Raw genomic sequence first — 12,977 nt, forward strand, 5'->3', positions numbered from 1 at the left:
TTCTGTCGTATCTTTTCTGAGCCCCCGTAGTTGATGCCAGATGGAATCACAAAAAAGATTCGCTCCCACTTTCAGTTTCGAGTTTTTTCCACCGCAAACGCGCGAGGGGATAGAGAAATTGCGCGCTACGCGCAGACAATTGGCCCAACTTAACCCAAAATTCTTCTCAGTGACATTTGGCGCGGGCGGATCGACCCGGGACCGCACTTTGGAAACAGTGCTGGAAATTCAGGCGGAGGGCTATGCGGCCGCACCCCATCTTTCCTGCATCGGTTCAACCAGCGAAAATATTCGTTCCATGTTGCAAAAATACCACGATGGGGGTATTCGCCATATTGTCGCCCTGCGCGGCGATCTGCCTTCAGGTATGGCGCAGTGGGGGGAATTTCGTTACGCCGATGAACTGGTGAGATTTATCCGCAAGGAATTTGGTAGTGCGTTCCACATCGAAGTGGCTTCATATCCGGAATATCATCCTCAGGCGGGCTCGGCGCAGGACGATTTGCTGAACTTCAAACGGAAGGTGGAGGCTGGAGCGGATTCCGTCATCACCCAGTATTTCTACAATGCGGACGCCTACTTCAATTTCATTGAAGCGTGTGAAGCGATGGGAATCGGCGTTCCCATCGTGCCTGGCATCATGCCAATCAATAAATTCTCCCAGCTGGCAAGATTTTCAGATTCCTGTGGTGCGGAGATCCCGCGCTGGATCAGGAAAAAACTGGAAGGCTATGGAGATGACAGCGCATCAATACGCGCGTTTGGACTGGATGTCGTGACCGATTTATGTGACCGGCTGCTCAGCGCCGGTGCGCCGGGCCTGCATTTTTATACACTGAATTCGGCGGGATTGACGACCACCATTTGGCAACGACTGGGGTTGTAATTCGAAATAAGGCACAACCCATTTTTCCCTTTCTTGTGCAGGGAAAAATGGGTTTGTCCGGCCTGATTCAGCATCAGGCTACCGCTACAGCCTTTACCGGCGCGGCCTGCTGCGGCAGGGGATTGGCCGCATAGGCGTAGTGCGCCGCCGCCTCGGCCGTACCGTACTCAATCTTCTTGCCCATATCAGAGAATACTGTCTCCAGTGCGTTCAGACATAGCATCACGTTTTCCATTTTGCTCGAATAACCCATCAGGCCGAAACGCCAGATCTTCCCGGCGAGGTCACCCAGCCCCGCACCGATCTCCAGGCTGTAGTCTGCAAGCAGCCTGCGGCGCACTTCCTTCTCGTCTATGCCTTCCGGCACGTAGACCGAATTAAGCTGCGGCAGGCGAGATTTCTCCTCCACCAGGTACTCAATACCGAGCGTCTCCAGCCCCGCTTTCAGCGCCGTGTGGTTGCGCTGGTGGCGTGCCCAGGAATGTTCCAGCCCTTCCTCATACAGCATGAACAGGGCCTCGTGCAATGCATATAGAGCATTGGTGGGGGCAGTGTGGTGGTAGGTACGGGTGGTTCCCCAGTAACCGAGCAGCAGGTTCAAATCCATGAACCAGCTTTGTACTTTTCCTTTGCGATTCTTGACCAGTTCCACCACACGCTCCGAAAAGCTTATTGGGGACAGACCCGGTGGACATGACAAGCATTTCTGGCTGCCGGAATAAATCGCGTCGATCTTCCATTCGTCAACCTTGAGAGGGGAGCCGCCCAGCGAGGTGACGGTATCCACAATGGTGAGACAATTATGGCGATGCGCGATTTCGCATAGTAATTTTGCGTCCGACAGAGCGCCGGTGGACGTCTCGGCATGGACGAAAGCAACGACCTTCGCATCAGGATTCTGTTTCAATGCATCTTCCACTTTTTGTGGATCAACCGGCGCACCCCATTTATCCTCCACCACCACTGCGATACCGCCGCAGCGTTGCACGTTCTCGATCATGCGCCCGCCAAACACGCCATTGCGGCACACAATTACCTTATCGCCCGGACTGACCATGTTGACGAAACACATTTCCATCCCGACCGACCCCGGACCGGAAACCGGAAAGGTCAGCAGATTGGAGGTCTGGAAGGCATAGCGCAGCAGGCTTTTCAACTCCTCCATCATATCCGTGAATACAGGATCAAGGTGGCCCAGCGTCGGGCGGGCCATGGCGGATAAAACGCGCGGGTGGGTATCCGACGGCCCCGGTCCCATCAAGACACGCTGCGGGGGATAAAACGTACCGATCTTTTTGGTGGGGTAGAAGTTCTTGGTAGTCATGGTTGATCCTGAATGTAGTGGACTGATTAACTTAACGGAAGGTCCGATTCTATCAAGTGACGGGGGAATTGGCTATTAGTGAAAGTGCACGTGAGCTGTAACCGGTGGAAAATGACAGCTGCCGCGCTGGCGCTGACACGCGTATAGGCGCAAAGTCGATGCGCGCATAGATCAATTCTTGCCAGAGCGGCTAGAGATCGTACTTTGTTCCGTCTTTGGGAAATGAATATTGCATAGTTGCGTCAGGCAGCCAGCCTCGTGAAAGGGCGGCAAGGAATCAGGCTAGCCTCAATACTCACTACTAACGGACCAGCACCATCGGCTTGATGGAAAGCACTTGAGCGATTTTATCGGCTGCCTGCCGGGCTACAGCGTGATCGGGATAAGGTCCGGCGTGAACCTTGAATAAGCCATCTTTCGAAACAATGCCAAGGATAGGGGTCAATGAAGGAAGTTCTGACCGCATGTGAGCGAGGAAATTATCCGCATTATCGTAGGCGCTGAATGCGCCCAATTGCAGGTAGACCCCGCTTGTACCCGTGGGAACCTGCGCATCGGCAACGTCGCGAACGGATGCGCCGGATGGCAACGTGGGCGAATAGGCTGCTTCGATTAAATCCGGCTTGGCTTCTTCATTTTGCGGCTCTACGCCAACCGGACGCTGGGCTGTTTTTTCCCGACTGGCAGCAGCTGAAGGGGAAGATGCGGGGGCTGGTGTAGAAGCCGGTGCAGGGTTAAAGATGGGGACCGAATTCGCTACTAGGGCAGGTGCCGCTGCAACCTGCATGGAGGCTCCTGTGCCCGGCAGGATGCTTTCCACTTCCACCCAGGCACTGCCACCATCCAGCACACCGAGTTTGTGGGCTGCGGTATAGGAAAGATCGATCAGGCGGTCAGAATGAAATGGTCCACGGTCGTTGACGCGCACGATCACGGATTTTCCATTCTGGATGTTGGTGACGCGGGCATAGCTGGGTAATGGCAGCGTGGTATGGGCGGCGGTCATGGTGTACATATCGTAGACTTCGCCGGATGCTGTTTTCTGTCCGTGGTAACGGCGGCCATACCAGGAAGCTACCCCGCGTTCCCGGTAAGATTCCAGGGTGGTCATCGGCGTGTAGGATTTTCCCAGCGCGACATAAGGCCGCATGTTGGCCTGGCGCAGGGGTTCATGCCGCGGAACAGCGTCGAGGATGGAAGCAAGGTCAGCCGGCGGGTTGTCGCCGGGCCCGTCATCCAGATAATAACCGCCCTTTTTTGCCGCAATAGCCGGCTTTACCGATGCGGCGGAAGGTGTTTTGCCCATGTTATCGCGTTTCAGGACACTGCCGCAGCCCGCGATAAAAACTACCATGGCTGCCGCGATGATCCTTAGAACCTGTACTCGCCCTGTCACTTTTTTGCTTGATTCCTTCAAGTCCGGCAGACTGCCAGAATAGTGGATGAGACGCTTCTTGATCCCGAATCAATCTTCCTTACGTTTTTACCAGTTTAGGATGCGTCTGTATGCTCATCAAAATACCAAATCCCAGCAGCATTGTCACCATTGACGTGCCGCCGTAGCTGATCAGCGGCAGCGGTACGCCCACCACGGGCAGAATACCGATAACCATGCCGATGTTGACGAAAATATAAGTGAAGAAAGTCAGCGTGATCGAGCCGGCGATAAGCCGGGTAAACTGGGTCGAGGCATTGGCGGCAATAATCATGCCGCGGCCGATTACCATCAGGTATAGCAGCAACAGTAATGAATTGCCGACCAATCCGAATTCCTCCGAGAACACTGCGAAGATGAAATCGGTGCTTTTCTCCGGAAGGAAATCGAGATGGGTTTGGGTCCCATTTTGCCAGCCTTTGCCGAGGACACCACCGGATCCTATGGCAATAGTGGACTGGATCGTGTGATAGCCGGCCCCCAGCGCATCCTGTGTCGGATCAAGCAGCGTCATGACACGCCGGCGCTGATAATCGTGCATCATCGACCACAGGATTGGCAGACTGCCAGCTCCGGCGATCAGCAGTGCGGCCATGATGCGCCACGACAGCCCGGTGAGAAACAGAACGTAGAAACCGCTGGATGCAATCAGCAATGCGGTGCCTAAGTCCGGCTGCCGCATGATCATCACGACCGGAATCAGGAGCAGCAACGTGGCGACTGCGTAGTCCCTGAGCCGCAGAGTGGCCTCATGCTTGTCAAAATACCACGCCATCATCAGCGGCACAGCTATTTTCATCAACTCGGAAGGCTGGATACGCGTCACACCAATGTTCAGCCAGCGTCGCGCACCGTTGTTGATTTCACCGAACAGCGCCACGCCGAGCAACAGGAAAAGACCGGCTACGTATATCGGGAGGGCGATACGCATGATATGCTGCAACGGGATATTCGCAATCAGCCACATGATGCCAAGCGCCACCAGCATGTTGATCGCCTGATTAGTGACACGACTCAGGTTTGCGTCGGTGGCGCTATACAGCGTGGCCAGGCCAGTCAGCATCAGCAGCAGAATTCCGCTCAGCAGAAACCCATCCACATAGCGCGTGAGGTAGTGCCATAAGCGCAAGGGCTTAATCATGCGCACCCTCCTCGTCTTCAGGGATGGCCTTTGCCGCGGCTTCTGCGGGCAACTTGCCAAGCAGATGATAGTCCATTACCAGCCTGGCGACCGGTGCGGCGGTAGCGCCGCCGTGACCGCCATTTTCCACCAGCACCGCCAGCGCTATTCTGGGGTTTTCCGTGGGCGCGTAGGCAACGAACAGCGCATGGTCGCGATGGCGTTCCTGAACCTTGCTCTCCACATATTTTTCTCCTTGCTTCATGCCGACCACTTGCGACGTACCCGTCTTCCCCGCGAAGGTATAGGCGGCATCCGCACCGGCGAGCGCCGCGGTGCCGCCAGGCCGGGTTACCGCTATCAGCGCGTTTTGAACGTGCGTCAGATTAACGGGGTTGAGATTGAGCGTGTATAGAGGTTGCGTCACGATTTCGCGCACTTCCCCATTCCTGCTATTGTGAACCTGCTTTACCAGGTGCGGGCGGAAGGCGGCACCCTTGCTGGCAAGGATGGCGGTCGCGAAAGCCAGTTGCAGGGGTGTAGTCAGATTGTAGCCTTGCCCGATACCCACGGAAATGGTGTCACCCGCGTACCATTTCTGCTTGTATCGCTTCATTTTCCATTCTTGCGAGGGCAACAGGCCACTGGCTTCGCCCTCGATATCGATCCCGGTTTTTTTTCCTAGCCCGAATTGGCCGGTAAAGTTGAAAATGTTGTCTATACCGAGGTCATTGGCCAGCCCGTAATAATAAGTGTCGCACGACACGACCAGAGATTTATGCAGATCCACATAGCCATGGCCACCCGCTTTCCAGTCACGGAAGCGGTGGGTGCTGCCAGGCAGGCTGAAGTATCCGGGATCACTGATTCCTTGCTGAGGCGTGCGTTTCTTCAGCTCCAGGCCGGCCAGCGCCATGAATGGTTTGAATGTGGAACCCGGTGGATATAATCCGCGCAAAGCGCGGTTGTTCAGCGGCCTGTCGATGGAGTTATTCAGCAAATCCCAGTTCTCCGAGTCGATACCATCGACAAACAGATTGGGATCGAAGCCCGGCTTGCTGACGAATGCCAGTACATCGCCGGTAGCGGGGTCAATGGCTACCAGCGCGCCGCGCCGGTCTCCAAACGCCTTTTCCGCAACCTCCTGCAACTTGATATCGATCGACAACGTCAGATTATTGCCTGAGATTGGCGGGGTACGGGATATTACTCTTATTACCCGGCCGGCCGCGTCAGTTTCCATTTCCTCGAAGCCGGTGATACCGTGCAACTCCTTCTCGTAGCTTTGTTCGATGCCGATCTTGCCCATATACAGCGAGCCGCGATAGTTGGCCAGGTTTTCGTTGGCCTCCAGCTGTTCCAGATCTTTATCGTTGATGCGGCCAATATAACCCACCACATGTGACGCAATTTCCCCTTTCGGGTACTGGCGGAACAAGCGCGCTTTAATTTCCACTCCAGGAAAACGATAGCGATGGGCGGCGAAGCGCGCCACTTCCACATCCGATAAACGAGTGCGAATGGGCAGGCTTTCAAATCGCTTGCTCTCGTCCATCAGTTTCTTGAAACGCTTGCGGTCTCGGGCTGCTATCTCGATTACAGTGGATAATTCATTGATGAGAGCTTCCAGATTGGTTACCTTGCTTGGCACGATTTCGAGCGTATAGGCCGAGTAGTTATGTGCCAGCACTTCGCCATTACGGTCGAAAATCAGTCCCCGGTTAGGTACGATGGGTGCAATGGATATCCGGTTAGCTTCCGCCAGCGTGTGATAGTGGTCGCGTTGCGATACCTGCAAGTAAAAGAATCGGGAAAATAGCAGAAGGAACAGCAGCAGCACGAACACGGCGCCAATGGCCAGCCGTACCCGGAAATGATGCAGTTCGCGGGGGTGATTACGAAGCTCTACCGTTCGCTTCATAACGCATTGGAATCAGACTTGGGCCTCTGGGGTATTCTCAATATCAATGACAGTAGCGGCCACAACATAATGCCGGTAGCGCTGGCAAGAAAAAAATCCCAACCGGGAAAATCCGCCCCATCCAGTAGCCAGGTCAGAAGCACGACAAACTGCCCCATGAGCAATATCAGTCCCATCTGGGGAGCCTGCTTCAGCAGACCAAAATTATACAAGCGCCGCTGGAATAGCAACGCGGCAAAAGCCATGATGCTGTATGCCAGGGCATGCTGGCCGAATGTCCCGGCATTGCCGATATCCATTAACAAGCCCATGCCAAAGGCGGTACTCATACCAACCCGCTGCGGTTGATTGATACACCAGTAAAGAATCGTCAGCGCGGTGAAATCAGGCCAGAACGTCAGCAACGCATCCTTTAACGGTAACAGGTTCAGCAGCAGCGCCAGCATCAGGCTAAGAAAGATGAATGAACCTTTAACAGGCCGCAGAATTTCCTGCCTGGGATGATCAGCGAACGCCAACTTTTTCTCGCTTCTTGCCCTCCGGCTTGGGCTTGATCTCGAACGCGTCCACCGGATTTTCCGTAGCGGTTGCCATCACGGACAATATCAGCAGCTGCCGGTGGCGGTCCACTCCCGCCGCAGGTGTGCAGATAACACGGGCAAAGACATAAGAAGGATTGCGCTCGATTTTCGACACCACCGCCACGGGAAGACCGGGCGGATAAACACCATCGATGCCGGAAGTCACCAGCATATCGCCTTCCTCGATATCGGTGTTAACCGCCACATAACGCAATTCCAGCGATCCATCCTTGCCCGTGCCGGAGACCACCGAACGTAAGCCATTACGGACGATCTGCACCGGCACCGAGTGATCCCTGTCGGTAATGAGCGTGACTTCAGACAGCCACGGAGAGTTGCGAGTAATCTGCCCCACCACGCCTGCATCGTCCACCACCACCTGGCCGGGCTGGATACCACTCTGGCTGCCTTTATCAAGTATGACCTTGCGGTTGAATGGATCGCGCGGGACGTGGAGAATCTCGGCCATGACAGCTTTGCTTTCCATACGCTGCGCGGCTTCCAGCAGTTTGCGCAATTGTGAATTCTCGGCTTCCAGCGCCTGGAGCTGCTGGAGCTGTCCGCGGTCCGCAAGGTGCCGCTGCTTGAGATATTCGTTTTCGTCTATCGAATGCTGGCTGGCGAGAAATCCGCTGCCCGCGTCATAGATCGTTGTGGGTATGTTAGCCAGTTTTTGTAATGGATAAATCACTACGCTGAAAGCCTGGCGAATTTCGGAGAGATATTTAAACCGGGTATCAGCCGCCATCAGCAGCAAAGACAGTAATACAAAAAATCCCAGTCGAGCCAGCAAGCTGGGGCCTTGCCTGAAAAACTGCGGGGCCATTTCCATTACGTCTCAGTTTCGGGGATTCCCAATACAGAGTGCGTTCCGCCGGGGGTTGAGAGGAATGCGCCGACCCATTTAATCACTGGCAAATATACCGACCAGATGATCCATATTCTCCAGCGCGACACCCGACCCGCGCACGACGCAAGTAAGCGGGTCTTCCGCAATGATTACCGACAAGCCGGTTTCTTCCATCAGCAGGCGATCAATATCACGCAGCAATGCACCGCCACCGGTCAGCACCATGCCTTTTTCGGCAATATCCGCTCCGAGCTCGGGCAGCGTATGTTCCAGCGCGGATTTGACCGCGCTGACGATACTGTTCAGGGGATCGGTCAGTGCCTCAAGGATTTCATTGCTGGAAATGGCAAAGCTGCGTGGAATGCCTTCCGCCAGATTGCGTCCCTTGACTTCCATTTCACGTACTTCCGATCCCGGAAAGGCGGAACCGATCTCCTTCTTGATCAATTCGGCGGTGACTTCACCGATCAGCATGCCATAGTTGCGGCGAATGTAATTGATGATGGCCTCGTCGAACTTGTCACCCCCGACGCGTACCGAGTTTGAATAAACGATACCGCCCAGCGATATCACACCCACTTCCGTAGTGCCGCCGCCAATATCGACCACCATCGAGCCCGTAGCCTCCTCGACCGGCAAGTTGGCACCGATGGCCGCGGCCATCGGCTCCTCGATCAACTCCACCTTGCGTGCTCCGGCGCCATAGGCTGCCTCGCGGATGGCACGGCGCTCCACCTGAGTGGAACCGAAGGGAACACAAATGACAATGCGCGGATTGGCAGAAAAAAGCCGAGGCGGATTCACCTTCTTGATAAAGTGCTTCAGCATCTGCTCGGTAACGGTGAAGTCGGCGATGACGCCGTCCTTCATGGGGCGGATCGCCGTGATATTGCCGGGTGTGCGCCCCAGCATCTGCTTGGCTGCCAGCCCTACCTGCTGAATTATCTTCTTGCCGTTTGGGCCGCCATCCTGGCGTATTGCCACTACTGAAGGCTCGTTGAGCACGATGCCCTGACCGCGAACGTAAATCAGGGTATTGGCGGTACCCAGATCAATCGCCATGTCAGTGGAAAAATAACCCTTCAGTATGTTGTTGTTAATAAAATTAAGCATGTAAACGAAATCCGTTGGAGATGACAGTGATAAAAAGCGCGCGAAAAAAATGCGTCGGTCAGGCCGGCTATGATACTCTATTAGCTATTTGAATATAAGGGTTTTGGCGGCGATGTCACTGTCTCTGGATGATGTAAAACGCGTCGCAAACCTGGCCCGCATTGAAATCAGCGAGGATGAGGCACATACCGCGCTGGCGCAGTTATCGGACATCTTCGGCTTGATCCAGGAAATGCAGGCGGTGGATACGTCGGCGATAAAACCTGTGTCCCACGCTCAGGAGGTTATGCAGCGCCTCCGCGCGGATGTGGTGACCGAGGTCGATCAGCGCGAATTGTTCCAGTCGATAGCGCCCAAGGTGGAAGCGGGGCTATACCTGGTGCCGAAAGTCATCGAGTGATTCTGAACAAATTCTCAGGTTTGCCGGCGACGCATTTTACGGAATACTTGTTCCAAAGCCCCATTGCCTTGCCCTGGTACTTTCCTGTCATCTTTCCATGATCTGCTTCGCTTCAAAAATACCATGTTGAACTTCGGCGTCACGCAACTCTCTGCCTTGCTTGCGGCAAGAAAAATCTCCAGCACTGAACTGACCAGGGAGTTTCTTGAGCGCTCAAAGTCACTGAATCCGGACTACAACGCTTTCATTACTATCGATGAAGAGACAAGCCTTGCCCAGGCACGAGCCGCCGATGCGATGATCGCGGCCGGCCAGGCGCATCCGCTAACCGGCATTCCCATTGCCCAGAAGGATATTTTCTGTACCAAGGGATGGCTTACCACCTGTGGATCGCGGATGCTGTCGAACTTTATTTCGCCTTACGATGCCCACGTGATCGAGCGTTTCAATGCGGCCGGGGCAGTGAATATCGGCAAAACCAATATGGATGAATTCGCCATGGGGTCGAGCAACGAAACCTCCTTTTATGGACCGGTGAAAAATCCATGGGATAGTACGGCCGTCCCGGGCGGCAGTTCTGGCGGCTCGGCCTGTGCCGTCGCCGCGCGCATGGCTCCCGCCGCGACCGGCACCGATACGGGCGGTTCAATCCGTCAGCCCGCGGCGCTATGCGGAATCTCAGGCATCAAGCCCACTTATGGACTGGTATCGCGCTACGGCATGATCGCGTTTGCTTCCAGCCTCGACCAGGGCGGACCCATGGCGAAATCAGCGGAAGATCTGGCGTTAATGCTGAATGTCATGACAGGATTCGATGCGCGCGATTCGACCAGTCTGCAGCGCGAGCCGGAAGATTACACGCGCAATCTGGAAAAGCCGCTGGAGGGCTTGCGTGTTGGTTTGCCGAAGGAATATTTCGTCAAGGAAATAAACGCTGATGTAGCGCGTGCCGTGGACGCGGCCATCGCCGAATACAGCAAGCTGGGTGCCAAGACAGTAGAGGTGTCGCTGCCTTCCACGAAACTCTCCGTGCCTGTTTATTACGTACTGGCCCCGGCAGAGGCATCGAGTAACCTCTCGCGTTTCGATGGCGTGCGTTATGGCTATCGTGCTCCGGAATATGTAGACCTCAACGACATGTATCGCAAAAGCCGTGCCCAGGGTTTCGGCGCGGAAGTGAAGCGCCGCATTCTGATTGGCACGTATGTGCTATCGCACGGGTACTATGACGCGTACTATATTCAGGCACAGAAACTGCGCCGTCTGATTGCACAGGATTTTATCGAGGCATTCAAACAGTGCGACATCATCATGGGACCCACATCGCCCACGGTCGCGTTCAATCTGGGAGAGAAAAGCAGCGATCCGGTACAGATGTATTTATCCGATGCCTACACCATCGCGGTTAACCTTGCCGGATTGCCAGCCATGTCCATTCCTGCAGGTTTTGGCAACCAAAACAGGCCGGTGGGATTACACATTATCGGCAATTATTTTGCGGAAGCGCAAATGCTGAATGTGGCTCACCAATACCAGCGGGCGACCGATTGGCATATTCGCATGCCTATTCCACTATAGGCTTGATCCGCCACCCATAGACTCTGCGAATAATCCATGATTGTTCCAATTTTCTCCGGGTGTCGGGGTTAGAGTTGTTGGATAGAAAGGATACTTGCAATGCAATGGGAAATCGTTGTCGGTCTTGAAGTGCATACTCAGCTCTCGACCCAATCAAAAATATTCTCCGGGGCTTCGACCGCATTTGGCGCGGCGCCCAACACCGAGGCTTGCGCGGTCGATCTCGCGTTGCCGGGTGTATTGCCGGTATTGAATCGTGGCGCAGTGGAGCGGGCGATCAAACTGGGTCTGGCAGTGGGTGGCAAAATCAATTCGCCCTCAATTTTTGCGCGGAAGAATTATTTCTATCCCGACTTGCCCAAAGGTTATCAGATCAGCCAGTACGAATTACCGGTGGTTGAAGGCGGCAGCGTCACGATTCAATCTGGCGAGGTTGAAAGAGTCATTCGCCTCACCCGTGCGCATCTGGAAGAGGATGCGGGAAAGTCACTGCATGAGGATTTTCATGGCATGACCGGCATCGATCTGAACCGTGCCGGCACTCCCCTGCTGGAGATCGTTTCCGAGCCCGATATGCGCAGCAGTGCGGAAGCGGTTGTGTATGCCAAAACACTGCACTCGCTGGTGCGCTGGATTGGCATTTGCGACGGCAATATGCAGGAAGGGTCGTTCCGGTGCGACGCCAATGTATCCGTTCGCCCACAGGGATCGGACAAACTAGGTACCCGCTGCGAGATAAAAAACCTCAACTCGTTCCGCTTTCTTGAGAAAGCGATTGATTACGAGGCCAGACGGCAGATAGAAATCCTTGAAGATGGCGGAACCATACAACAGCAAACTCGGCTCTACGATTCGGAGAAGGATGAAACCCGCGCCATGCGCAGCAAGGAAGACGCGCAGGATTACCGCTACTTCCCTGACCCGGATTTGTTGCCGCTGGAAATCGGGGAAGACTGGATTGCGGAAGTGCGGCGTGGGTTACCCGAATTGCCGCAGCAAATGCGAGCCCGCCTTGAGCGCGACTATGGCCTTTCCACCTATGACGCGGCGGCTTTGACAGGGGACCGGGAAATTGCGGAATACTACGAAGCGGTTATCGATAAACTCCCTTCCGACCCTAAACTTTGTGCAAACTGGGTAATGGGCGATATCTCAGGCTATCTGAATGACGAAGGAAAGTTTTTTGACAGCTGTCCGCTATCTCCGGAGCAACTTGCACAGCTTCTGACGCGTATCAAGGATGGCACCATCTCAGGCAAGATTGCGAAGGAAGTATTCAAACAGATGTGGGTCAAGGTGAGCGCACAGCCCGTGGCATGGAAGCGCCGCGAATCGGGGTGGGATATGGGTCTTGCCGACCAGATCATCGAGTCGCAGGGATTGAAGCAGATCTCCGATTCAGGTGCACTGGAAAAATTGGTCGGCGAGGTGATCGCCGCCAATGCAAAATCCGTGGAAGAATTCAGGGCTGGCAAGGAGAAAGCCTTTAATGCCTTGGTTGGCCAAGTAATGAAGGTCGCCAAGGGCAAGGCCAATCCGGCGCAAGTGAATGAGATATTAAAAAAGAAGCTGGTGGAATGAGCATTGATGATATCCCGTCAGTCCCCAATATCAATTTACAAACCAGGATTCACGGTGTTATGTTGTCCATCTCGTGAGTAGATCAAATAGCAAGATGAATCCTTGCATAACGAATTTGAACATTGTGAATTTACAATTGATAACCTATTTATCATCGGTAAAATGCTCCCATGAGGGGCGACCGGCGC

The 12,977-nt window shown here is 54.5% G+C and carries 11 protein-coding genes; 4 read left to right on the forward strand and 7 right to left on the reverse strand.

Annotated features, from left to right (window positions below):
- The first annotated feature begins 40 nt into the window (after positions 1-40).
- A complete protein-coding gene (gene metF, locus EBAPG3_RS03695) occupies positions 41-886 on the forward strand; it encodes a methylenetetrahydrofolate reductase [NAD(P)H] (RefSeq protein ID WP_004176587.1) in 846 nt (281 codons plus the stop codon).
- 73 nt (positions 887-959) lie between these two features.
- Here the strand turns inward: metF and EBAPG3_RS03700 are convergent, their stop codons facing one another.
- From EBAPG3_RS03700 to EBAPG3_RS03730, 7 genes are all read right to left on the reverse strand, one after another.
- Positions 960-2,210 carry a pyridoxal-phosphate-dependent aminotransferase family protein gene (locus tag EBAPG3_RS03700; protein WP_004176588.1) on the reverse strand — a complete coding sequence of 417 codons (1,251 nt, stop codon included), beginning with the start codon at positions 2,208-2,210 and terminating at the stop codon, positions 960-962.
- 301 nt (positions 2,211-2,511) lie between these two features.
- Positions 2,512-3,627 carry a septal ring lytic transglycosylase RlpA family protein gene (locus tag EBAPG3_RS03705; protein WP_004176590.1) on the reverse strand — a complete coding sequence of 372 codons (1,116 nt, stop codon included), beginning with the start codon at positions 3,625-3,627 and terminating at the stop codon, positions 2,512-2,514.
- A gap of 58 nt (positions 3,628-3,685) precedes the next feature.
- Positions 3,686-4,786, reverse strand: coding sequence for a rod shape-determining protein RodA (gene rodA, locus EBAPG3_RS03710; protein ID WP_004176592.1), 1,101 nt, complete (start codon positions 4,784-4,786; stop codon positions 3,686-3,688).
- Positions 4,779-6,686 carry a penicillin-binding protein 2 gene (gene mrdA, locus EBAPG3_RS03715; RefSeq protein ID WP_004176594.1) on the reverse strand — a complete coding sequence of 636 codons (1,908 nt, stop codon included), beginning with the start codon at positions 6,684-6,686 and terminating at the stop codon, positions 4,779-4,781. Before mrdA ends, rodA begins: the two co-directional genes overlap by 8 nt.
- The gene (gene mreD, locus EBAPG3_RS03720; RefSeq protein WP_004176595.1) at positions 6,683-7,204 is read right to left on the reverse strand and encodes a rod shape-determining protein MreD; all 522 of its coding nucleotides are present in this window, start codon (positions 7,202-7,204) and stop codon (positions 6,683-6,685) included. Before mreD ends, mrdA begins: the two co-directional genes overlap by 4 nt.
- Entirely contained in the window at positions 7,191-8,099 is a 909-nt protein-coding gene (mreC, locus tag EBAPG3_RS03725; protein ID WP_004176597.1) for a rod shape-determining protein MreC, read from the reverse strand. Before mreC ends, mreD begins: the two co-directional genes overlap by 14 nt.
- 72 nt (positions 8,100-8,171) lie before the next feature.
- Complete coding sequence (locus EBAPG3_RS03730) at positions 8,172-9,230, reverse strand: rod shape-determining protein (RefSeq protein ID WP_004176601.1); 1,059 nt, start codon at positions 9,228-9,230, stop codon at positions 8,172-8,174.
- Positions 9,231-9,342: 112 nt separating this feature from the next.
- Between EBAPG3_RS03730 and gatC the strand changes: the two genes are divergently transcribed.
- The 3 genes from gatC to gatB all read left to right on the forward strand — a co-directional run bounded on the left by gatC (position 9,343) and on the right by gatB (position 12,789).
- Entirely contained in the window at positions 9,343-9,630 is a 288-nt protein-coding gene (gene gatC / locus EBAPG3_RS03735; protein WP_040851880.1) for an Asp-tRNA(Asn)/Glu-tRNA(Gln) amidotransferase subunit GatC, read from the forward strand.
- Between the two features lie 123 nt (positions 9,631-9,753).
- Positions 9,754-11,208 carry an Asp-tRNA(Asn)/Glu-tRNA(Gln) amidotransferase subunit GatA gene (gene gatA / locus EBAPG3_RS03740; RefSeq protein WP_085922080.1) on the forward strand — a complete coding sequence of 485 codons (1,455 nt, stop codon included), beginning with the start codon at positions 9,754-9,756 and terminating at the stop codon, positions 11,206-11,208.
- 99 nt (positions 11,209-11,307) lie between these two features.
- A complete protein-coding gene (gene gatB / locus EBAPG3_RS03745) occupies positions 11,308-12,789 on the forward strand; it encodes an Asp-tRNA(Asn)/Glu-tRNA(Gln) amidotransferase subunit GatB (RefSeq protein WP_004178137.1) in 1,482 nt (493 codons plus the stop codon).
- Positions 12,790-12,977: the final 188 nt, after the last annotated feature.

Origin of the sequence: Nitrosospira lacus (genome assembly GCF_000355765.4) — a bacterium.
Classification (GTDB): Bacteria; Pseudomonadota; Gammaproteobacteria; order Burkholderiales; family Nitrosomonadaceae; genus Nitrosospira; species Nitrosospira lacus.

Coding starts and splice junctions, on each gene's coding strand:
- mrdA (WP_004176594.1), bottom strand. CDS start 6,686: ATGAAGCGAACGGTAGAGCTTCGTAATCACCCCCGCGAACTGCATCAT.
- gatA (WP_085922080.1), top strand. CDS start 9,754: ATGTTGAACTTCGGCGTCACGCAACTCTCTGCCTTGCTTGCGGCAAGA.
- EBAPG3_RS03700 (WP_004176588.1), bottom strand. CDS start 2,210: ATGACTACCAAGAACTTCTACCCCACCAAAAAGATCGGTACGTTTTAT.
- mreC (WP_004176597.1), bottom strand. CDS start 8,099: ATGGAAATGGCCCCGCAGTTTTTCAGGCAAGGCCCCAGCTTGCTGGCT.
- gatC (WP_040851880.1), top strand. CDS start 9,343: ATGTCACTGTCTCTGGATGATGTAAAACGCGTCGCAAACCTGGCCCGC.
- metF (WP_004176587.1), top strand. CDS start 41: ATGGAATCACAAAAAAGATTCGCTCCCACTTTCAGTTTCGAGTTTTTT.
- EBAPG3_RS03730 (WP_004176601.1), bottom strand. CDS start 9,230: ATGCTTAATTTTATTAACAACAACATACTGAAGGGTTATTTTTCCACT.
- gatB (WP_004178137.1), top strand. CDS start 11,308: ATGCAATGGGAAATCGTTGTCGGTCTTGAAGTGCATACTCAGCTCTCG.
- rodA (WP_004176592.1), bottom strand. CDS start 4,786: ATGATTAAGCCCTTGCGCTTATGGCACTACCTCACGCGCTATGTGGAT.